We start from the raw sequence: 19,558 nt of genomic DNA, 5'->3' as shown, positions 1-19,558 counted from the left end.
GCGGATTGCGCCGGAGCGGCCGGAACGGGATGGGTCGGGGCCGGTAAAACTCCTTGTTGCAGGGCTCGTTGACGTGGATTCAGGTACCCGGTCACCGACCCGGAGCGCTGGTCCCGTCAGCCGGGCACCGCGCGGAACAGCAGCACCGTCCGTGCCGGAACGGTGAGTTCGGCGCCGGCCGCGAACCTGTGGGTCCGCGCGGGGAGTTCGGGCGCCCCGTCGGCCGGCGGATCGACCGGATCGACCGGACCGGGGGGCTCGGTCGCCTCGACCGGCTCGACGGAGGTGTCCACCAGGAGCTCGTAGGCGCCCGCCCAGGGCAGGCCGGGCAGGACCACGTCCCGGGGGCGGTGGTCGGCGTGCAGCACGGCCAGGAAACTGTCGTCGGTGACCCGGGTGCCGTGGGTGTCGCGCTGCGGGATGTCGTTGCCTGACAGGTACATCGCCAGCGTGGCGCCGGGGGCGTACCAGTCCGCCTCGGTCATCTCGGTGCCGTCCGCGCGGAACCACGCCAGGTCGCGCAGTCCGCCGCGGTGCTGCGGGCGGCCGGAGAAGAACGCCCGGCGGCGGAGCACCGGGTGGGCGCGGCGCAGCGCGATCAGGCGGGCGGTGAGGGTGGCCAGGGCCCGCCAGTGGGGGTCGTCCAGCAGCGACCAGTCGAGCCAACTGGTCGCGCCGTCCTGGCAGTAGGCGTTGTTGTTGCCGTGCTGGGTGCGGCCCAGCTCGTCGCCGGCCACCAGCATCGGGACGCCGGTGGACAGCAGCAGCGTGGTCAGCAGGTTGCGGAGCTGGCGGCGGCGGAGCGCGGTGACGGCCGCGTCGTCGCTCGGGCCCTCGGCGCCGCAGTTCCAGGACCGGTTGTCGTCGGTGCCGTCCCGGTTGTCCTCGCCGTTGGCCTCGTTGTGCTTGTGCTCGTAGCTGACCAGGTCGCGCAGGGTGAAGCCGTCGTGCGCGGTGATGAAGTTGACCGAGGCGTACGGGCGGCGGCCGCCCCAGGCGTAGAGGTCGCTGGACCCGGAGAGCCGGTAGCCCAGGTCGCGGACGTCGTGGGCGGCGCCGCGCCAGAAGTCCCGGACGGTGTCCCGGTAGCGGTCGTTCCACTCCGTCCACAACGGCGGGAAGGCGCCGACCTGGTAGCCGCCGGCGCCGACGTCCCACGGCTCGGCGATCAGCTTGACCCGGCGCAGCACCGGGTCCTGGGCGATCACCGCGAGGAACGGGGAGAGCATGTCGACGTCGTGCAGGGAACGGGCCAGCGCGGCGGCCAGGTCGAAGCGGAAGCCGTCCACGCCCATCTCGGTGACCCAGTAGCGCAGCGAGTCGGTGATCAGCCGCAGGACCTGCGGCTGGACGACGTGGAGGGTGTTGCCGCACCCGGTGTAGTCGGCGTAGCGGCGCGGGTCCCCAGGGAGGCGGTAGTAGCCGCGGTTGTCGATGCCGCGCAGGGAGAGGGTCGGGCCCCGTTCACCGGCCTCCGCGGTGTGGTTGTAGACGACGTCGAGGATCACCTCGACGCCGGCGTCGTGCAGCGCCCGCACCATCCGCTTGAACTCGCCGACCTGTTGGCCACGGGTCCCGGTGGCGGCGTACCCGGCGTGCGGCGCGAAATAGCCGATGGAGTTGTAGCCCCAGTAGTTGTGCAGCCCGCGGCGCACCAAGTGGTCCTCGTGCGCGAACTGGTGGACCGGCAGCAGCTCGACGGCGGTCACCCCGAGGCGGGTGAGGTGCGCGAGCGCCGCCGGGTGGGCGAGGCCGGCGTAGGTGCCGCGCAGCCCCTCCGGGATGCCGGGGTGGCGCATGGTGAAGCCCTTGACGTGGAGCTCGTAGAGGACCGAATCCGGCCACGGGGTCTTGGGCCGCCGGTCGTCCCGCCACTCGTCGCCCCCGTCGTCGTCCTCGCCGACCACCACGCCCTTGGGGACGTGCGGCGCCGAGTCGCGGTCGTCCCGCACGGTGTCGGCGATGTGCTGCTCGGGCCAGTCCCGGACGTGCCCGTAGAGCTGGGCGGGCAGCGCGGGACCGGTGGGGCCGGTCTCGGTGCGGGTCCCGAAGTCGCCGTCCACGGCCCGGGCGTACGGGTCGAGCAGCAGCTTCGCCGGGTTCCAACGGGCGCCCGTCCAGGGGTCCCAGCGGCCGTGCACCCGGTAGCCGTAGCGCTGGCCGGGGCCGACGCCGGGCAGGAAGCCGTGCCAGATCTCGTGGGTCAACTCGGTCAGGGCGTAGCGGGTCTCCTGCCCCCCGTCGTCGAAGAGGCACAGCTCGACGGCCTCGGCGCCGCCCGCCCAGAGGGCGAAGTTGGTGCCGGCGGTCCCGTCCGGCCCGGTGCGGTGGCGGGCCCCCAGGGGCGTCGGGCTGCCGGGGCGGACGTCCGCGGGCGGGGCGAGCGGTTGGTCCGCCACCGCCTCCTGCTCGGGTGCGCTGGACACGTGCCGGCCTCCTGCGGCTGAAGGACTCAGGTCCGGGCGGTGGCGCCCGGTCGTCGGCCGGGGGCGTCCCGGCCGTGCGCGGGGCCGCCGCCCGCGGTGCGGTGCTGCACCGTTGTTCTGCCCGCAACCGGGCGTTGCCTCACGCTTAAGGCGCTGCTGACGGATCTCCGCGGAGTTCCGTCGTCCCGGGTCCGCCCCGCCCGCGCTCGCGGCGCGTCCATGACATTCCGATACGCGGCATACCGTCCAACTCGCGCATCATCCGTCACAATCCGGCGTATGACCGGTCATCAGGACCATCGACCAGGGGGCGCCCCCCAGGGCCGCGCCGCGGGCCGCGCGCCGACGGGCCGCCGGCCGCACCGCCTGCGCCGTACCACCCGCGCACTGCTGGCCGCGCTCACCGGCGCGGTGGCGCTGACCGGTTGCGCCCAACCTGACCTCTTCCTCGGGGGCGCGCCGCCCGCCCCGGAGGAGGCCATCCGCATCGTCCCCGGAGATGGCGCGCGCGGTGTACGGGCCAACGGGCGGTTGGAGGTCCGGGTGCCGACGGGCCGGTTGGAGCGGGTCGAGGTCAACCGCACCGCCGGCGGCGGCCGGCAGCCGGTCGCCGGCCGGATCTCCCGGGACGGCACGATCTGGCGCCCGGTGTCGGACTCCCTCGAACTCGGCGCCCGGTACACCGTGGACGCGGTCGCGCTGGACGGCGCCGGCCGCCGCACCAGCCGGCGCACCACCTTCACCACCTTCGCGCCCGCGCACCGCGTCCTCGGTTTCTACTCGCCGGAGAGCGACACCACGGTCGGCACCGGCCTGATCTTCTCGCTGGTCTTCAACCGGCCGGTGCTCGACCGCGCCGCCGTCGAGCGCGCGGTCACGGTCAGCGCCCGGCCCGCCGTCGAGATCGCCCCGCACTGGTTCGGCCACCGGAGGCTGGACTTCCGCCCCCGCACCCGTTGGCGGCCGGGCACCCGCCTCACCGTCCAACTGCGGCTGCGCGAGGTGCGGACCGGCCCCGGCTCCTACGGGGTCCAGCACAAGACCCTCCACTACCAGGTGGGCCGGGACCAGATCAGCGTCGTGGACGCCGCCCGGCACACGCTGACCGTCCACCGCGACGGTCGGCTGCTCGCCGTCCTGCCGGTGACCGCAGGCAACGAGGAGAACCCCACCTACAACGGGACGATGGTGATCCTGGAGCGGCACGCGGTGACCCGGATGGACGGGGACACCGTCGGCTTCGGTACCGAGTACGACATCCCGGACGTGCCGCACGCCATGCGGCTGACCCGCTCCGGCACCTTCCTGCACGGCAACTACTGGGCCTCGCCGCGGGTCTTCGGCGGCCTCAACACCAGCCACGGCTGCGTGGGGTTGAAGGACATCCGGGGCGGCGGCCCGGACACCCCGGCCGGCTGGCTGTACCGGAACTCGATCGTCGGCGACACCGTGGTGGTCCACAACTCCCCGGACCGCACCGTCGCCGCCGACAACGGCCTGGGCGGCTGGAACATGCCGTGGTCGGCCTGGCGGGCGGGCAGCGCGCGGAACTGAACCGGCCCCGGCCCCTCGCGCCCCGGCGCGAGCCACCGGGCGCTCGTACGCTTGCCCGCGGCCCCACCCGCCGCACGCGACTAAACGCCTACCAGCGCGGGGAGTTGACTGTCGGTGCGGTGTGGTTATCTAGCGGCACGCACCCGGTCGGCGTCGCCCGGGCGCGGGCCAGTCGCGGGCCGTGCGAGGGGGAAAGGGGCCAGTCGTGAACGTCCAACCGATGCCGGGGGAGCCGGTGCGCCGGTCGCCGGCGCGCCGCGCGGGCGGTCCGCTCGTGCTACTGCTCGCTCCCATGCTGTTGTTGGTCTCCGCCTGCGGCGGCGACGCGGACGGCGCGCCGAGCGGGCGGTCGACGGCGGGGACCGCCTCACAGGCCGCCGTGGTGATAGCGCCCGGGGACGGCGCCCGGGAGGTGGCCACCAGCGGCGCCCTGAAGGTCACCGCCCAGCAGGGGAAGCTGCGTTCGGTGAAGGTCACCGACGCCAAGGGTAACGAGGTCGACGGCGAGATATCCGGCGGCGGCGCCCTGTGGCGGCCCAGCACCCACCTCGGCGCCTCGACGCGGTACACCGTCGAAGCGGTGGCGGTGGACCGCCGGGGCCGACAGGCCGCCGAGCACGCCTCGTTCACCACCCTCGTCCCGAAGAACACCTTCATCGGCGAGTACAGCCCCGAGAACGGCCAACGGGTCGGCGTCGGGATGCCGGTCTCGATCCGTTTCAGCCGCGGCATCACCCACCCCCGGGCCGTCGAGCGGGCCGTCACGGTCACCGCCCGGCCCGCCGTCCCGATCGTCGGCCACTGGTTCGGCAACGACCGCCTCGACTTCCGCCCTGAGAAGTACTGGGCGCCCGGCACCAAGGTCACCCTCCGCCTCGACCTCAACGGCGTCGAGGGCCGCCCCGGCGTCTACGGCACCCAGACCAAGCAGGTCTCGTTCACCGTCGGCCGCAGCCAGGTCAGCACCGTCGACGCCCGGACCAAGCAGATGACGGTGGTGCGCGACGGCAAGACCCTCAAGACCGTGCCGATCACCGCGGGCGCCCCCGGCACCGAGACCTACAACGGCCAGATGGTGATCAGCGAGAAGAGCCTGGTGACCCGGATGAACGGCCAGACCGTCGGCTACGGCGGCGAGTACGACATCAAGGACGTCCCGCACGCGATGCGGCTGAGCGCCTCCGGCACCTTCATCCACGGCAACTACTGGTCCGGCCGGGCCACGTTCGGCACCCGCAACGCCAGCCACGGCTGCGTCGGCCTCTACGACCGGCGCGGCGGCGGCGACCCCGACACCCCCGCGGCCTGGTTCTACCGCAACTCCCTCATCGGCGACCTCGTCATCGTCAGGAACTCGCACGACCGCACCGTCCAGCCCGACAACGGCTTCGGCGACTGGAACCTCTCCTGGGCCAAGTGGCGGGCCGGGTAAGGGCGTAGCCGGGAGGAGGGACGCGGGCGGCCGGGTGCCGCGCGGGCGGTACGGCCGGAGGCGGGGCGGCGTGCGGGCGTTAACGCGTACTAACCTGCCGGCATGACTGTGCATCTTGAGGTCGCCGACGGCGTCGGCACCATCCGCCTGGACCGCCCGCCGATGAACGCCCTGGACATCGCCACCCAGGACCGGCTCCGCGAGCTCGCCGAGGAGGCCGGCCGCCGCGACGACGTCCGCGCGGTCGTCCTCTGGGGCGGCGAGAAGGTGTTCGCGGCCGGCGCGGACATCAAGGAAATGCAGGCCATGGACCACGCCGCGATGATCGTGCGGGCCAAGGCCCTACAGGACGCGTTCACCGCCGTGGCCCGGATCCCCAAGCCGGTGGTCGCCGCGCTCACCGGCTACGCCCTCGGCGGCGGCTGCGAGTTGGCGCTCTGCGCCGACTTCCGGATCGCCGCGGAGAACGCCAAGTTGGGCCAGCCCGAGATCCTGCTCGGCCTGATCCCGGGCGCCGGCGGCACCCAGCGGCTGGCCCGGCTGGTGGGCCCGTCGAAGGCCAAGGACCTGATCTTCACCGGCCGGCACGTCAAGGCCGACGAGGCGCTCGCCATCGGCCTGGTGGACCGGGTGGTGCCCGCCGAGGAGGTCCGCGCGCAGGCGCACGCGTGGGCGGCGCGGCTGGCGTCCGGTCCCGCGCTGGCGCTGCGGGCCGCCAAGGAATCCGTCGACGCCGGGCTGGAGACCGACATCGAGACCGGTCTGACGGTCGAACGCAACTGGTTCGCCGGGCTGTTCGCGACCGAGGACCGGGAGATCGGGATGCGCAGCTTCGTCGAGGACGGGCCGGGCAAAGCCAAGTTCCTCTGAGGCGGCTGTTGTTGACGTGGCGTATGTGAAGTGGCCGGTACGCCATGCCTCGTGTGGGCGAATTGCGGAAACGCCCGGTACACCGTAACGGGGCCTCGCCGGCGGCCGTTGAGCCGTCGTCGCCCACACGGGAGCGCCGCAGGTCAACGGGGTGGCGCCGGCCATCCGCTGCCGTTGGCATATGTCGCGAGGGAGGCGCGGAGTCGGTGATTCCGGACAGTGGATTCCACCGGTTCCGCCCCCCAACGCGCTGACGAGCGGTCATGATGGGGGCATGGCGGGCCTGGATGGAACGGAGCAGCCGCGGCCGCGGAGCGGAACGGCCGCCGCACGCTGGGGGATTCCCGGCACGGAGGGGCAGCCGCCCCCGGCCCCGGTCGGACCGGTGCCCGCCGGGCTCGACCTGGTCGGCGACCCGACCCTGGGCGAGGTCAGGCTCCCCTCGCGCCCCCAGTCCGCCCGCATCGCGCGCCGGTTGACCGCCGCCATCCTCCTCACGCAGTGGTCCCTGACGCCCCAACTCGCCGAGCACTCCGTGCTGCTGGTCTCGGAGCTGGTGGGCAACGCCGTGCGGCACACCGGCGCCCGGACGTTCGGGCTGCGGATACTGCGCCGCCGTGGCTGGATCCGGGTGGAGGTGCGCGACCCCTCGCGCGGGCTGCCCTGCCTGATGCCGGTGCAGGCGATGGACGTCAGCGGGCGCGGGCTCTTCCTCGTCGACAAGCTCTCGGACCGCTGGGGCGTGGACCTGCTGCCGCGCGGCAAGACGACCTGGTTCGAGATCCGGGTCACCGACCGCTGACCGACCGCTGACCGCCGGGGGCGTCGCCCTCCCCGCGAAACGGGACCGGGGCCGTCCCGCGGGATGCCGCGGGGCGAGCCCCGGTTCCCGGCCGTCAGCGGGCGGAAGGGGTGGCCCGCGCGGCCGGATGCGACCGGGCCCGCGCCAACGGGGGGTCGCCGCGGACGACTATCGCAGGCCGCCCCGCCGCCGACCAAAGCCGACAAAGAGGGCATAGCCCGACAACTCGCCATCAAATGAGGGGCGTAGTGGGGTGAGCTATGCCACCGCCGCCGTTCGCAGCCGTCCGCCGCCGTTCGCGGTCACCCGCCGCCGGCGGTCCGTAGGATGGGACGTTCCGAATGACACGGACCCAGACGACACGGACCGACACCGAGGGGGAGGGATCATGCGCCGGCTGCGCCGCTCCGCGCCGCTGACCCTGCTGTTCCTCCTCGCGGTCGCGTTCGGCCCGTTGCTCTGCCGGATCGGCGGCGACCAGGCGTGGCTGGCCGGCCGCGCCGCCGCGGCCGCCGACATCTGGCGGAGCGCCCCCGCGGGCCCGAACACCGCGTCCGCCACGGCGTCGGCCGCCACCGCCCCGATCGCGGTGGCCGACGGCGTCAAGCACTGCTCCGGCCGCCATGCGCCGAGCCCCGGTGAGGCCGCCCCGCTGCCGGCCCCGCACCGCGCCGAGCCGCTCGCTCCGGACGTCACGGGCCCCGGGCCGCTCGCCGCCGACCTCCCCCGGACCTTCGCCCTGGCCCGCCCGCCCACCGACGGCGGCCCGGCCACGGACCACACCGCGCTCCTGCCCGTACTGCGGATATAGGCCGCCCCGCCCGGCCCGCCCATCCCGTACACCCCTTTCGCAGCACAGGAGCTTTCGCATGCCCGCTTCCGCTTCCCCTGCCCGCAAACTCGCCGCCGTTGGCGCGGTCCTCGCGCTGGTGGTGGCGGTGATCGCCGTCGCCGTCGCGGTCGGCAAGGCCGTCGAGAACGGTCGGGACACCGCCCCCGGCGCCGCCGCCTCCGTCACGCCCCAGGAGGACGACGGCCAGCAGAAGCTGTACGACGACCTCGCCAAGCGCACCAGCCGCCGCACCGCCGGCGACCCGCTGGCCCTCGGCAAGCCCGACGCCCCGGTCGTGCTGGTCGAATACGCCGACTACCAGTGCTCGTTCTGCGGCCGCTTCAACCGCGAGACCAAGCCCGACCTGGTCAAGAAGTACGTCGAGGACGGCACCCTGCGGATCGAGTTCCGCAACTTCACCATCTACGGCGCCGACTCCGAGCGCGCCGCCCGCGCCTCCTGGGCCGCCGGCCAGCAGGGCAAGTTCTGGCAGTTGCACGACGAGCTCTACGCCAAGACCCGCAAGGGCGACGCGCTCGCCGAGGACAAGCTGGTCGAGCTGGCCCGCACCGCCGGCGTGCCCGACCTGGACAAGTTCCGCACCGACCTGAACTCCCCGGCCGCCGAGCAGGCGTTGAAGAAGGACCAGGAGGAGGGCTACCAGATCGGCGTGCAGTCCACCCCGTCCTTCCTGATCAACGGCCGGCCGGTCGCCGGCGCGCAGGAGACCCGGCTCTTCGAGCAGACCATCGAGCAGGCCGCCGCGAGCGCGCGCCACAAGGGCGCGGGGGCCGGCAAGTGACCGGCGACATCGGCTACCTCGCCGCGTTCCTCGGCGGGGCGCTCGCGCTGATCAGCCCGTGCAGCGCCCTGCTGCTCCCGGCGTTCTTCGCCTACTCGCTGGCCAGCCCCGGCCGGCTGCTGGCCCGCACCGGGGTGTTCTACCTGGGGCTGGCCACCACCCTGGTGCCGCTGGGCGCTGCCAGCACCGCCGCCAGCAAGCTCTTCAACGGCAACCGCGACCTGCTGATCGCGGTCGGCGGCTGGCTGGTCATCGCGCTCGGCCTGGCGCAGATCGTCGGCCTGGGCTTCGCCTCCCGGCGCGCGCAGGAGGCGGCCGCCCGGATAACCCCGCGCACCGCCCTGTCGACCTTCCTGCTCGGCTGCGTCTACGGCCTGGCCGGCTTCTGCGCCGGGCCGATCCTCGGCTCGGTGCTGACCGTGACCGCGGTCAGCGGCTCCCCGGTCTACGGCGCCTCGATGCTCGCCGTCTACGCGCTGGGCATGGCGCTGCCGCTCTTCGTGCTCGCCCTGCTCTGGGACCGCTTCCGGCTCGGCACCCGGGGCTGGCTGCGCGGCCGCGAGTTCGCGCTCGGCCGGCTGCGGCTGCACACCACGTCGGTGATCTCCGGGCTGTTCTTCATCGGCATCGGCGTGCTGTTCCTGACCTTCAACGGGACCAGCGCGCTGCCCGGGATCGTCGACGCGGACTCCGACATGAGGGTGGAGAAGTGGGCGGCCCAACTGGGCAACGCCGTGCCGAACGCGGTCCTGCTGGCGGTCGCCGCGCTGGCCGTCGCCGCCGTGCTCGGCTGGATCGCCCTGCGCCCGGACCGCAAACGGGACGCCGGGGCCCGGCGCGGCGCGGCGGAGTCCGACGACTTTGACGGCGCGTCCGGCTAGCCGCGCGGGCCCACGCCGGGGCGGGCCCTATGCGCTGAGCCGACGGTGCCAGTCCGGATGCGGGCGCCGGCGGGCGATCGGGCGGACGTGCCCGGGGTGGGCGTCCGCCCGGCGCCTGCGGTCGTTGCACAGCAGGCACTTGCCGTAGCCCGGGGGCAGTGGGTCCTCGGGGTCGCCGTGCAGGGGATCCACCGCGCCGTTGGGATGCAGGGCGCAGCCCGTCGGGCCGGGGGTGGGTCCGCCCAGCGAGCTGGCGGCGCTCAGCGCCCGGCGGAGGACGTCGACGAGCTCGTCGGCGTCCTGCCGGGTCGGCGCCGAGTGCAGCGCGGAGGCGAGGTCACAGGCAGCGGTCAGCGCGGTCTGGAGTTCGTGCAGGCGTGCGTCACCCATACCGTGGAGAGTAGGCGGCCCCACTGACAGTTGATCTTCCGATCGCACTTCGTGGCTTCCCATGGCCGGATGCATGCCCGCTGCGGGCCATGGTTTAGCACCGCGGCGATGACCGTCGCCTGGCCGTCGTGTGACGGGACGGTGCCGGGCGGGCGCGGTGGGCCCGCCCGCCGTCAGGGAGCGATCGGCAGCGCCCGCTTGTGGGCGGTGAGGCGGTAGCGCCGGACGATCGCCTCGAACGCGGCCTCCTCGACCGGCTCGCCCTCCAGGAAGTCGTCGATCTGGTCGTAGCTGACGCCCAGCGCGTCCTCGTCGGGCTTGCCCGGGTCGAGGGTCTCCAGGTCGGCCGTCGGGACCTTCTCGACCAGTTCGGCGGGGGCGCCCAGGGCTCGGGCGACGGCGCGCACCCGGCGCTTGGTCAGCCCGGTCAGCGGGACCACGTCGGCCGCGCCGTCGCCGAACTTGGTGAAGAAGCCGGAGACCGCCTCGGCGGCGTGGTCGGTGCCCACCACCAGGCCGGCCTCCGCGCCCGCCACCGCGTACTGGGCGATCATGCGCTGGCGGGCCTTGATGTTGCCGTGCACGAAGTCCTGTTGGTGGGCGTCGCGGAAGGCGACGCCGCCGTCCAGCGCGGAGGCCAGCGCGGCATCGCTGGCCGGCCGGACGTCGACGGTCAGCAGGCGGTCGGCGCGGATGAAGTCCAGCGCCCGTTGGGCGTCCTTCTCGTCCGCCTGCACCCCGTAGGGCAGCCGCATCGCGAAGAACGTCGCGTCGTGCCCCTCGGCGCGGGCCCGCTCCACGGCGAGCTGGCAGAGCCGACCCGTGGTGGTGGAGTCGACCCCGCCGCTGATCCCCAGCACCAGGGAGCGCAGCCCCGTGGAGGTGAGCTGCGCTGTGAGGAAGGACACCCGGCGCTCGATCTCCCGGGCGGCGTCGAACTCCGCGGTCACCCGGAGTTCCTGGGCTATCTCCTGCTGCAGGGCCTTGGCCGCCGGGTCCGTCACGGGTGCTCCTTCACGCTCTTCGTCACGCGCTGTTCACCCACCGCGGGATCGGGTCGCGCGCGGTGTCGGCCAGGCGTATCGGGGTACTGCCCGAGAAGTTTATGCGGGGTGCGCCCACTTCTTGAGCTCGGCCCTGCTGCCGAAGGAGGCGACGTTCTTGTCCAGCGGGGTGTCGGTGTACTGGTGGATCCGCCACTTCGCCTTGATCCGCGGGTGCCCGGCCGCGACGTAGTCGGCGATCCACAGCCCGTCCGCGGCGTACGAGGTGGTGTCACGGTGCAGCCAGAAGTCGCGGTTGCAGTAGAGCAGCACCCGGTGGGTGGGGCGCAGCTTCTTGACCTCCTGGAGGAACTGGTCCTTCTGCGCGTTGCTGGCGTAGGAGCCGGCGCCGGTGGTCTCCCAGTCCGCGGCCAGGACGTCGCCGTGCGCCGACGCGCACCTCTCCACGAAGTAGCGGGCCTGGGCGGCGATGTTGCCCGGCCACAGGAAGTGGTAGAAGCCGACCACGGCCCCCGCCTCGCGGGCCCGCGCCGCCTGCGCCGACTGGTGCGGATTGACGTAGGAGCGGCCCTCGGTCGCCTTGATCAGGACGAAGTCCAGTCCCGTGGCGGAATATCCGGTGTTGTAGGAGCTGACATCGACACCGTGCAGCATGAGCGGCCTCCTGCCGTCGGACCTACGGAAAAGCGAAGCGTCATCTGCGCGAAGCGGCAGTCGCCCCCTCAGCAGTTCAGCATGTTCACGACCGGAGACGCCAGATTGCCGCGCCGAAGTTCCCGACGGCGCCGGCGAGTTGGTGACGTGAGGCGCGGTTGGGGTGTGTGGGGTGGGAGGGACGGGTGGGTGGACCGGTCCTGTTCGTCCGGCCGTTTCAGCTTCGTTCGTTTCTGCGGGCCGGCGCCGGGGCGAGGGCCAGGCTGAACACGCGGCGGACGAACCGGGCCCGGCGGGTGGCGCGCAGCTCCGCGATCAGCGCCCGGTAGCACTCGGCGACCTGCCCTGGGCCGTGCCGGCGGGCACTCTCCAGCGCGGCCGTGGCCATCGCCCGGCGCCGTTCCGGGTCCTCGGCCAGCTCCAACAGCGCCCCCACCAGGGCTCGTCCGTCGTCGGGCGGCACCAACACCCCGCCCCCGCCGCCGTCCTGGAGCAGCTCCGTCGGGCCGGGCGGCCGGCCGATGCCGACGACCGGGACGCCGCGCCGCATCGCCTCGGCCAGGGCCGGCCCGGACGCCTCGGCGTCGGAGGCCGACGCGGCGAGCGTCGCGCCCGCGAACTCCGCCCCGTCCGGCGTCCGCGGCCCGGCCAACTCCGCCCGCCCGGCCAGCCCCAGCCCGTCGATCAGGCTGCGCAGCCGGGCGCGTTCCGGGCCCTCGCCGTGGATCCGCAGCCGCCAGCCCGGGTGTTGGGCGCAGACCGCGGAGAACGCCTCGACGAGCAGGTCGAAGCGCTCGCCGGGGACGAGCGGGCCGGCCGCGACGAGCGTCGGCGCGCCCCGCTCCGCCGCGCGGGCCGCCGCCGGTTCCGCGTCCGGGCCGGTCGGCGGGGCGTCCGGCGGCGGGACGACGGTCGGCACCGCCAGCACCCGCACACCGGGCAGCGACAGCCGCGCCCGCCAATGGGCCGCCTCCGCCTCGGTGGTGGTGACCAGCGCGTCCAACGCCCGGTAGGGGCCGACGAGTTCGGCCAGCAGCGGGGCGCCGTGCGCGTCGTACCGCAGCGGCACCCGGCCGATCCGCAGGGCCCGGCGGGGGCCGAAGCGGGCCAGATAGGCGTTGATGCCCGGCCGGGTCCCGATGAGGACGTCGGCGTCGGTGCCGCGCAGGAACTCCGCGGCCCGGAGGTCGACCAGCCGGCTGTACTGGTGGTGGTGCGGATCGGCGCGCGGGAAGTCCAGCGCGGGCGCGCCGAACAGCGGGTGCGCCATGTCGTCGCTGCCCACCCGGGTGTCCACCAGCGGCACCAGGCGCAGCCGGGGGTCCACCGCGCACCGCGGGACCTCCCGGTGGCGCAGCATCGAGACCAGCTCGACGTCGTGGCGGTCGGCGAGCGCGGCGGCGAGCGCGAGGGTGGCGCGCAGCGGGGCGCCGACGGCGTACGCGTTGTGCAGCAGGAAAGTGATCTTCATAGGTGTCGTGCGGGGTCTCTGCGAGGTGTTCCGGGGGCGCGGCCACGGGTGTCGGTATCGGCGCCCGGGCCCCCTCGGCGCCGGGCCGTCCGTGCGGCGGCCGGCCGGTCCCGTGGGCGGCCCGTCCGGCACCGGCCACCGTCCCGGGGGCGGGTAAGCCGAGGGCGTGCCCCGGGTGAGAGGCCGGTAAGCGCGGGTGAGAGCGCGGTAAGAAAGCGCCCGGCGGGGGTCGGCCGCGCGGGGGGACCCGCACCAGGGAGGGGGGCCTTGGCAGACTTGCCGGGTGACCCACTCCGTGCTGCTGGCCGAGGACGACCGCCCCATCCGCACCGCGCTGGAACGCGCGCTGACCCTGGAGGGCTACCGCGTCACCGCCGTCGCCGACGGCATCCAGGCGCTGGCCGCCGCCCACCGCGAACGGCCGGACGTGATCCTGCTGGACGTGATGATGCCGGGGATCGACGGGCTCCAGGTCTGCCAGGTGCTCCGCGCCGAACAGGACCGCACCCCGATCCTGATGCTCACCGCCCGGGTCGAGACCGCGGACCGGATCGCCGGACTCGACGCCGGCGCCGACGACTACGTGGTCAAGCCGTTCGAGATCGAGGAGGTCTTCGCCCGGCTGCGGGCGCTGCTGCGGCGCACCGCCCAGCCGTCGCGGGCGGCCGACGGCGCCGGGCCCGGCGAGGGGTACGACGCCCGGGCCGCGGAGAGCGGCGTCGTCGAGGCGGCCGACCTGCGGATCGACGGCCCCTCGCGGCGCGCCTGGCGCGGGGAGCGCGAACTGGAGCTGACCCGCACCGAGTTCGAGCTGCTGGAGCTGCTGGCCCGGAATGCCGGGATCGTCCTGGACCACTCGACGATCTACGACCGGATATGGGGCTACGACTTCGGACCCGGCTCGAAGAACCTCGCGGTCTACGTCGGCTATCTGCGGCGGAAGGTGGACGTGCCGGGCAGCCGGCCGCTGATCCACACGGTGCGCGGCGTCGGCTACGTCCTCCGGGAGGACTGAGGTGTCCGGGCGCCGCGGTCCGTCCGCCCGGCTGCCGGGGACCCACCGGGTCCGCCGGTGGCTGGCTGCCTGGCTGCGCGCCCGTAAGCCGGCCAGCCTGCGCACCTCCTTCGCGCTGGCCTTCGCCGCCGGCGCCGCCGGGGTGACGGTGCTGGTCGGGTTCCTCAGCTACGACGCGGCGGCCCGGCTGGTGCGGATGGACGAGAAGTCGTTCTTCACCGAGGTCGTCCAGGACCTGCGGGCCCAGGTGCAACAGGAGCCGCACACGGTCGCCGACTACGCCACCGGCCCCGGCCGCGACCCCGGCGGGCCGCGGGACGAACTGGCCGGCGCCACCCGCACAGACGTCCAGGTGCTCACCGCCGACGGGCGGATCGCCGAGGCCGGGCGCCCCGCGCTCCCGGTGGGCGACGGCGAACGCCGCCTGGCCGCCCAGCGGGAGGCCGGCCGCTTCGAGGAACGGGTCGCCGTCGTCGGCGAGACGGAGTACCACGTCGCCACGGTGGCGCTCGGCGGCGGCCGCGGCGCCGTCCAGGTCGCCCAGAAGTTCAGCGGCACCGAGGACCTGCTCGCCGCGCTCCAACAGCGCACCGTGCTGCTGGCCGCCGGGGTGATCGCGCTGGCCGGGGCCGTCGGCTGGTGGCTGGCCCGCCGGATCACCGGGCGGCTGGTCCATCTGACCGCGGCCGCGGAGAGCGTCGCCGGGCACGGCCGGGTCGATGTGCAGGTGCCGGTGACCGGCCGGGACGAGGTCGCCCGGCTCGGCCGGGCCTTCGACGACATGCTCGGCCGGCTGACCGTCGCGATCCGCGACCAGCAGCGGCTCGTCCAGGACGCCGGGCACGAGCTGCGCACCCCGCTGACCTCGCTGCGCACCAACATCTCGCTGCTCAAGCGCTTCGACGAGCTGCCGCCGGACGCCCGCGAGGAGCTCCTCGCCGACCTGTCCGGCGAGGCCCGCGAACTGACCGATCTCGTCAACGAGTTGGTCGCGCTGGCCGCCGGACAGCACGGCGACGACCCGGCGTCCGAGGTGCACCTGGCCGAGGTCGTCGAGCGGGCGGTGGCCGCGACCCGCCGGCGCACCGGCCGGGAGATCACCGTGCGCACCGACCGCCCGGCGGTGGTCGCGGGCCGCCCGGCCGCCCTGCACCGGGCGGTCGGCAACCTCCTGGAGAACGCCGCCAAGTTCGACGCCGAGGGGACCGCGCCGATCGAGGTGGTGGTCACCGGCGCCCGCGTCGAGGTCCTCGACCGCGGCCCCGGCATCGCCGAGTGCGACCTGCCCTACGTCTTCGACCGCTTCTACCGCGCCCCGGCCGCCCGCGGCCTCCCCGGCTCGGGCCTGGGCCTGGCCATCGTCCGTGAGATAGCCCTGACCCACGGCGGCCGGGCCTTCGCCGCTCCCCGCCCCGGCGGCGGCGCCCGCCTGGGCTTCACGGTCGCGAGGGACGCCCCGGAGCCGGCCGACGAAGGGGCGGAGGAGGTCGGGGGCGCGGTGGGGTGAGCGGGCCTGCCGTGGCGGGGCGTTACGGGGTGCCGTGCACTCGTGGGGCGCCAACGGCCGGGCGCCGGGCGGGAGTTGACGGGCTCGCCCTGGTGTCCGCGGGGCGCCGTGCGGTCCGGGCGCCGGGTGGGGAGCGGCGGGGCTGTCCGCCGCTCCGTGCTCCGCCCTACCGCCCCGGATGCTCGCCCTGCGCCGTTTCCACGTTCTGGTGGAGGTCGGCCGCGGCGTCCACCGCGCCCGCGGCGGAGAAGGCGACGCAGGCCAGTAGGGCGGCGGCTATCAGGCGGTGGGCACCGGGGACGGCGCGGCGGGGGCGGGCCGTCGGGGGCTCGGGGCCGAGCAGGGCGGCGACGCGGCGGGGGACCGGGCCGGTCGTCGCGGCGAGCGCGGGGCCGGGGCGGGGCGGGGCCGCGGGGTGAGTGCGGGTCGCCAGCGCGGCGCGGCCGATCGCGCGGGCGGTGAGCTGGCGGTCGCCCACCCGGGAGGCGGCGGCCTCGTCCGCCCAGCGCTCCAGCGCGTACGCCAGCGGGGCGCGCAGGCCGCGCAGCAGCGGGTGCCAGGCCGCGGCCAGCGCGACGGTCAGCAGGAAGAGGTGGTGGCGGCCGGCGAGATGAGCGCGCTCATGGGCGAACAGGGCCTCCCGCTCGGCCGACGGCAGCGCGCGCAGCATCCCGGCGGTGACCACCACCCGGTCCGGGCGGCCGGGGAGGGCGTAGGCGTCGGGCACCGCGTCCGGCAGGACGCACAGGTCGCCGGCGAGGGCGTGGCCGTCGGCGGCGCGCCGGGCGGCGCGCAGCTCGGCGCGGTGCCGCAGCGCGCGGCGGGCGACGGCGATCACGCCGCAGGCCAGCAGCGCGCCGGCGATCGGGGCGGCCGGGACGGTCACCACCGCGTCGGTGCCCGGCAGCCCGCGCTGGAGGTGGCCGAAGGCGGCGACCGGCGGCAGCCGCAGCGCCCCGGCGACCGCGAGCAGGCCGAGCGCCGCGGCCGTGCAGGCGGCGAGCACGGCGGCGCAGCCGGTCAGCAGCCAGGCCGCCGCCCGCGGCGGCAGCGACTCGGCGAGCCGGCGGGCGGCGGGCACCGCCAGCAGCGGCATCAGCAGCGGGACCCAGACGGCGAAGATCACGACGTGGCCCCGGGTGCGGGGCGGTGGCCGTCGGCGGCGCCGTGCGGGCCCGCGCCGTCGGCAGCCGCATCCCCCGGCTCCGCCTCGTCCAGCAGCGCGCGGAGCAGTCGCTCGTCCTCGGTGGTCAGCTCGGAGACGAAGCGGGCGAGCGCGGTGGTGCGGTCGTCCTGCTTGTCGAGCTCGCTGCGCATCCGCCGGGCGGTGAGCCCGGCGGAGTCGTGTATCGGGGAGTAGGCGAAGCCGCGGCCGGCCCGGGTGCGGGAGACCGCGCCCTTGTCGTGCAGCCGGCTGAGGATGGTGGTGACGGTCGTCCGGGCCAGCCGGCCGTCCAGCTCGCCCTGCACCTCGGCCGGGGTCAGCGGGCCGCCGGCCGCCCAGAGGGCCGCCAGCACGCTCGCCTCCAGCTCGCCGGCGGGGCGGCGCTGCGCGGGTGGTGTCTCCGACATGGAACGGCCTCCACCCTTTCCGTCGTCTACAGTTCCGTAGACCGTCTACGGAACTGTAGACGGTGGGTCCGCCGCTCGGCAGGCCCACAACCCATTATGGGAGGGGCCACTGACATGGCCGTAGCGGCCGCTGCACTGCACGTCGACACCGTCACCCAGGCGGTCAACGTCCTCGACGCCGGCTCCCTGCTCGCCGCCTTCGGCGCGCTCGGGGTCGCCGTCGTCCTCTTCGCCGAGACCGGCCTCCTGGTCGGCTTCTTCCTGCCCGGCGACTCGCTGCTGTTCACCGCCGGGCTGCTGTGCGCGCCCGGCGTCGGCGGCGCCGTCCACCTCGCCCTGCCGCAGGTGTTGGCCGCCGCGGCGGTCGGCACGCTCCTCGGCTCGCAGACCGGCTACTGGATCGGCCGCCGCGGCGGCCGCGCCCTGCTCGCCCGCGGCCGCTCCCGCAAGCTGCAGGAGGGCGCCGCCCGCGCCGAGGAGTACCTCGCCCGCTACGGCCACGCCAAGGCGATCGTGCTGGCCCGCTTCGTGCCGATCGTCCGCACCGTGCTCAACCCGCTCGCCGGCGCCCTGAACGTGCCGGCCCGCAGCTTCGCCCTCTGGCAGATCATCGGTGGCTTGATCTGGACGTTCGGCCTCACCTTCGCGGGATACGCGCTGGGCTCGTCGGTGCCCAACGTCGACCGCTACCTGCTGCCCGTCGTCGGCTTGGTGGTCCTGGCATCACTGACCCCGATCGCCCTGGAGGTGCTCCGTTCCCGCCGGCGCGGCGCGTCCCGCGGGTCGGACGAGGAGCCCACCGATGCGCCGGATCCCGCCACCGCGCCACCGGCACCCTGAACGACCCGGCACACTTGCTGGTGCACACCGGCGGTCGGCGCCCATCGAGGCCGCCCGGTAGCCCCAGCCCACGCACCACGCATCGACCCGCCAAGGAGTAAGCCCAGTGACCGACCTCGCCCTCGGCGGAGCCTCGATCGACGGCGGCCTGTACAAGTCCGTAACCGGCTTCGCCCAGGACATGCCGCACTTCCTCAACGTCCTGGTCTCCTACTGGACCGACTTCGGGCTGGGGGTCTTCGCGCTGTTGATGCTGGCCGGCTGGTGGCGCGCCCGGCAGCGGCTCGGCGGCAGCTCCCGCCGCCGGCTGGGCCCGGGGGAGGGCCGGTACTCCGCCCCCGTGACGATGGCGATGGCGCTGGCCGTCCCGGTCATCGTGGTCCTGGCCTACGTGGCCAACGACGTGATCAAGAGCTTCTTCCACGAACAGCGCCCCTGCCAGACCCTGCACGACGTCATCACCGTCGAGCCGTGCCCGCCCATGGGTGACTGGTCCTTCCCCAGCAACCACTCCGTCATCGCCGCCTCCGCGGCCATCGCGCTGCTGCTGCTGGACCGCCGGCTCGGTGCCATCGCCATCCCGGCCGCGCTGCTGATGGGCGCCTCCCGGGTCTGGGTCGGCGCCCACTACCCGCACGACGTGCTGGTCGGCCTGATCGTCGGCGCCCTGGTGGCCGCGGTCCTGATGCCGCTCGCCCGGCGGGCCGCCCCGCTCGTCGAACGCGTACTGGAGACCCCGCTGCGCCCCCTGGTGTCCCCCCGGTGACGCCCTCGGGGGCGCCGCCGGAGCCGGCCACCGGCCCGCGCTTCGGTGCGCCCCCGAGGCACCTGCTCGTCCTGGCGGCCGTCCTCGCCGCCCTCTTCGCCGCCCTGGCCGTCACCACGGCCGCGCGGCACGGCGCCCCGTTCGCTCCCGAACGGGGCGCGCTGCATTGGGCGCTGGCCCACCGCGGGGAGCCGCTGCGCTCCCTGGCGAGCGCCCTGACCGCCACCGGCACCGGCGTCGTCCCCTACCTGATGGCGCTCCTCGCCGGCCTGTTGGCCGCCCGCGACGCCCGCGGCCGGCTCCGCGCGGCGGCCGGCGCGGTGCTCGTCCTCGCCGCCTGCCAGGCCGTCCGCTACGGCCTGATGGAGCTGCTCGCCCGCCCCCGGCCGCCGGCCGCGGACTGGATCGGCGGCGCCACCGGCTACTCCTTCCCCTCCGGCCACTCCACCACCTCCGCGCTGGCCGCCGGCCTGCTGGCCTGGGGCGTGCTGCACCGCAGCCGCCCCGGCACCGGCCGCCCCTGGTGCGCGCTGCTCGCCCTGTGGGCCGTCGGCGTCGGCCTCACCCGGGTCTACCTGGGCGTCCACTGGGCCGGCGACGTGCTGGCCGGCTGGCTGCTGGCCGCCGCCCTGCTCGCCCTCGCGCTGCTGCTCGACCCCCTGGTCGTCCCGCCGCCCGACGGGGGCCGCGCAAGCCCTCCGAGCAGCTTGCCCATGAATCGCTGACGATCGGCCCAGGTC

The 19,558-nt window shown here is 75.0% G+C and carries 19 protein-coding genes; 12 read left to right on the top strand and 7 right to left on the bottom strand.

Features of this window, described 5'->3' with window-relative positions:
* Positions 1-116: 116 nt before the first annotated feature.
* On the bottom strand, positions 117-2,426 hold the full coding sequence (gene glgX, locus PV796_RS13075; protein ID WP_274913182.1) for a glycogen debranching protein GlgX: 2,310 nt from the start codon (positions 2,424-2,426) through the stop codon (positions 117-119).
* 279 nt (positions 2,427-2,705) lie between these two features.
* On the opposite strand from glgX, the gene PV796_RS13070 reads away from it, so the two are divergent.
* The 7 genes from PV796_RS13070 to PV796_RS13040 all read left to right on the top strand — a co-directional run bounded on the left by PV796_RS13070 (position 2,706) and on the right by PV796_RS13040 (position 9,599).
* Positions 2,706-3,980 carry a L,D-transpeptidase gene (locus PV796_RS13070; protein ID WP_274913180.1) on the top strand — a complete coding sequence of 425 codons (1,275 nt, stop codon included), beginning with the start codon at positions 2,706-2,708 and terminating at the stop codon, positions 3,978-3,980.
* Positions 3,981-4,185: 205 nt separating this feature from the next.
* Complete coding sequence (locus tag PV796_RS13065; RefSeq protein WP_446750592.1) at positions 4,186-5,412, top strand: L,D-transpeptidase; 1,227 nt, start codon at positions 4,186-4,188, stop codon at positions 5,410-5,412.
* Between the two features lie 102 nt (positions 5,413-5,514).
* Positions 5,515-6,282, top strand: a complete 768-nt coding sequence (locus PV796_RS13060; RefSeq protein ID WP_274913179.1) for an enoyl-CoA hydratase/isomerase family protein — start codon at positions 5,515-5,517, stop codon at positions 6,280-6,282.
* A gap of 274 nt (positions 6,283-6,556) precedes the next feature.
* Positions 6,557-7,084, top strand: a complete 528-nt coding sequence (locus PV796_RS13055; protein ID WP_274913177.1) for an ATP-binding protein — start codon at positions 6,557-6,559, stop codon at positions 7,082-7,084.
* Positions 7,085-7,472: 388 nt separating this feature from the next.
* A complete protein-coding gene (locus tag PV796_RS13050; RefSeq protein WP_274913175.1) occupies positions 7,473-7,895 on the top strand; it encodes a hypothetical protein in 423 nt (140 codons plus the stop codon).
* 58 nt (positions 7,896-7,953) lie between these two features.
* Complete coding sequence (locus PV796_RS13045; protein WP_274913174.1) at positions 7,954-8,718, top strand: DsbA family protein; 765 nt, start codon at positions 7,954-7,956, stop codon at positions 8,716-8,718.
* Entirely contained in the window at positions 8,715-9,599 is an 885-nt protein-coding gene (locus PV796_RS13040; RefSeq protein ID WP_274913172.1) for a cytochrome c biogenesis CcdA family protein, read from the top strand. The genes PV796_RS13045 and PV796_RS13040 overlap by 4 nt, the downstream gene beginning before the upstream one ends.
* Before the next feature lie 27 nt (positions 9,600-9,626).
* Here the strand turns inward: PV796_RS13040 and PV796_RS13035 are convergent, their stop codons facing one another.
* From PV796_RS13035 to PV796_RS13020, 4 genes are all read right to left on the bottom strand, one after another.
* Positions 9,627-9,989, bottom strand: a complete 363-nt coding sequence (locus PV796_RS13035; RefSeq protein ID WP_274913170.1) for a hypothetical protein — start codon at positions 9,987-9,989, stop codon at positions 9,627-9,629.
* Positions 9,990-10,162: 173 nt separating this feature from the next.
* Positions 10,163-10,993 carry an ammonia-dependent NAD(+) synthetase gene (gene nadE / locus PV796_RS13030; protein ID WP_274913169.1) on the bottom strand — a complete coding sequence of 277 codons (831 nt, stop codon included), beginning with the start codon at positions 10,991-10,993 and terminating at the stop codon, positions 10,163-10,165.
* A 99-nt stretch (positions 10,994-11,092) separates the two neighbouring features.
* The gene (locus PV796_RS13025) at positions 11,093-11,647 is read right to left on the bottom strand and encodes a GH25 family lysozyme (protein WP_274913168.1); all 555 of its coding nucleotides are present in this window, start codon (positions 11,645-11,647) and stop codon (positions 11,093-11,095) included.
* A gap of 217 nt (positions 11,648-11,864) precedes the next feature.
* Positions 11,865-13,118: a glycosyltransferase gene (locus tag PV796_RS13020; protein ID WP_274913166.1), complete on the bottom strand. Its 1,254-nt coding sequence runs from the start codon at positions 13,116-13,118 to the stop codon at positions 11,865-11,867.
* A 283-nt stretch (positions 13,119-13,401) separates the two neighbouring features.
* Between PV796_RS13020 and PV796_RS13015 the strand changes: the two genes are divergently transcribed.
* Positions 13,402-14,133 carry a response regulator transcription factor gene (locus PV796_RS13015; protein WP_274913165.1) on the top strand — a complete coding sequence of 244 codons (732 nt, stop codon included), beginning with the start codon at positions 13,402-13,404 and terminating at the stop codon, positions 14,131-14,133.
* Between the two features lies 1 nt (position 14,134).
* Positions 14,135-15,640, top strand: a complete 1,506-nt coding sequence (locus PV796_RS13010; RefSeq protein ID WP_446750591.1) for an ATP-binding protein — start codon at positions 14,135-14,137, stop codon at positions 15,638-15,640.
* Positions 15,641-15,806: 166 nt separating this feature from the next.
* On the opposite strand, the gene PV796_RS13005 is transcribed toward PV796_RS13010, so the two are convergent.
* Together PV796_RS13005 and PV796_RS13000 are read right to left on the bottom strand one after the other, a co-directional pair.
* On the bottom strand, positions 15,807-16,766 hold the full coding sequence (locus PV796_RS13005) for a M56 family metallopeptidase (protein ID WP_274913164.1): 960 nt from the start codon (positions 16,764-16,766) through the stop codon (positions 15,807-15,809).
* Positions 16,763-17,212 carry a BlaI/MecI/CopY family transcriptional regulator gene (locus tag PV796_RS13000; protein ID WP_274913163.1) on the bottom strand — a complete coding sequence of 150 codons (450 nt, stop codon included), beginning with the start codon at positions 17,210-17,212 and terminating at the stop codon, positions 16,763-16,765. Before PV796_RS13000 ends, PV796_RS13005 begins: the two co-directional genes overlap by 4 nt.
* A 114-nt stretch (positions 17,213-17,326) precedes the next feature.
* Between PV796_RS13000 and PV796_RS12995 the strand changes: the two genes are divergently transcribed.
* The 3 genes from PV796_RS12995 to PV796_RS12985 all read left to right on the top strand — a co-directional run bounded on the left by PV796_RS12995 (position 17,327) and on the right by PV796_RS12985 (position 19,543).
* On the top strand, positions 17,327-18,052 hold the full coding sequence (locus PV796_RS12995; protein WP_274913162.1) for a DedA family protein: 726 nt from the start codon (positions 17,327-17,329) through the stop codon (positions 18,050-18,052).
* A gap of 106 nt (positions 18,053-18,158) precedes the next feature.
* On the top strand, positions 18,159-18,818 hold the full coding sequence (locus PV796_RS12990) for a phosphatase PAP2 family protein (protein WP_274913160.1): 660 nt from the start codon (positions 18,159-18,161) through the stop codon (positions 18,816-18,818).
* Positions 18,815-19,543 carry a phosphatase PAP2 family protein gene (locus PV796_RS12985; protein ID WP_274913159.1) on the top strand — a complete coding sequence of 243 codons (729 nt, stop codon included), beginning with the start codon at positions 18,815-18,817 and terminating at the stop codon, positions 19,541-19,543. The genes PV796_RS12990 and PV796_RS12985 overlap by 4 nt, the downstream gene beginning before the upstream one ends.
* Positions 19,544-19,558 lie beyond the last annotated feature (15 nt).

The sequence above is a fragment of the Streptomyces sp. WZ-12 genome, from assembly GCF_028898845.1.
Lineage (GTDB): Bacteria > Actinomycetota > Actinomycetes > Streptomycetales > Streptomycetaceae > Streptomyces.
This window is presented reverse-complemented; position numbering and strand designations above follow the sequence as displayed.

What these genes read in the sequence shown, in the direction of transcription:
- PV796_RS13070 (WP_274913180.1), top strand. Translation starts at nt 2,706, where the DNA reads ATGACCGGTCATCAGGACCATCGACCAGGGGGCGCCCCCCAGGGCCGC.
- PV796_RS13045 (WP_274913174.1), top strand. Translation starts at nt 7,954, where the DNA reads ATGCCCGCTTCCGCTTCCCCTGCCCGCAAACTCGCCGCCGTTGGCGCG.
- PV796_RS13050 (WP_274913175.1), top strand. Translation starts at nt 7,473, where the DNA reads ATGCGCCGGCTGCGCCGCTCCGCGCCGCTGACCCTGCTGTTCCTCCTC.
- PV796_RS13035 (WP_274913170.1), bottom strand. Translation starts at nt 9,989, where the DNA reads ATGGGTGACGCACGCCTGCACGAACTCCAGACCGCGCTGACCGCTGCC.
- PV796_RS13060 (WP_274913179.1), top strand. Translation starts at nt 5,515, where the DNA reads ATGACTGTGCATCTTGAGGTCGCCGACGGCGTCGGCACCATCCGCCTG.
- PV796_RS13000 (WP_274913163.1), bottom strand. Translation starts at nt 17,212, where the DNA reads ATGTCGGAGACACCACCCGCGCAGCGCCGCCCCGCCGGCGAGCTGGAG.
- PV796_RS13020 (WP_274913166.1), bottom strand. Translation starts at nt 13,118, where the DNA reads ATGAAGATCACTTTCCTGCTGCACAACGCGTACGCCGTCGGCGCCCCG.
- PV796_RS13055 (WP_274913177.1), top strand. Translation starts at nt 6,557, where the DNA reads ATGGCGGGCCTGGATGGAACGGAGCAGCCGCGGCCGCGGAGCGGAACG.
- PV796_RS12995 (WP_274913162.1), top strand. Translation starts at nt 17,327, where the DNA reads ATGGCCGTAGCGGCCGCTGCACTGCACGTCGACACCGTCACCCAGGCG.
- PV796_RS13025 (WP_274913168.1), bottom strand. Translation starts at nt 11,647, where the DNA reads ATGCTGCACGGTGTCGATGTCAGCTCCTACAACACCGGATATTCCGCC.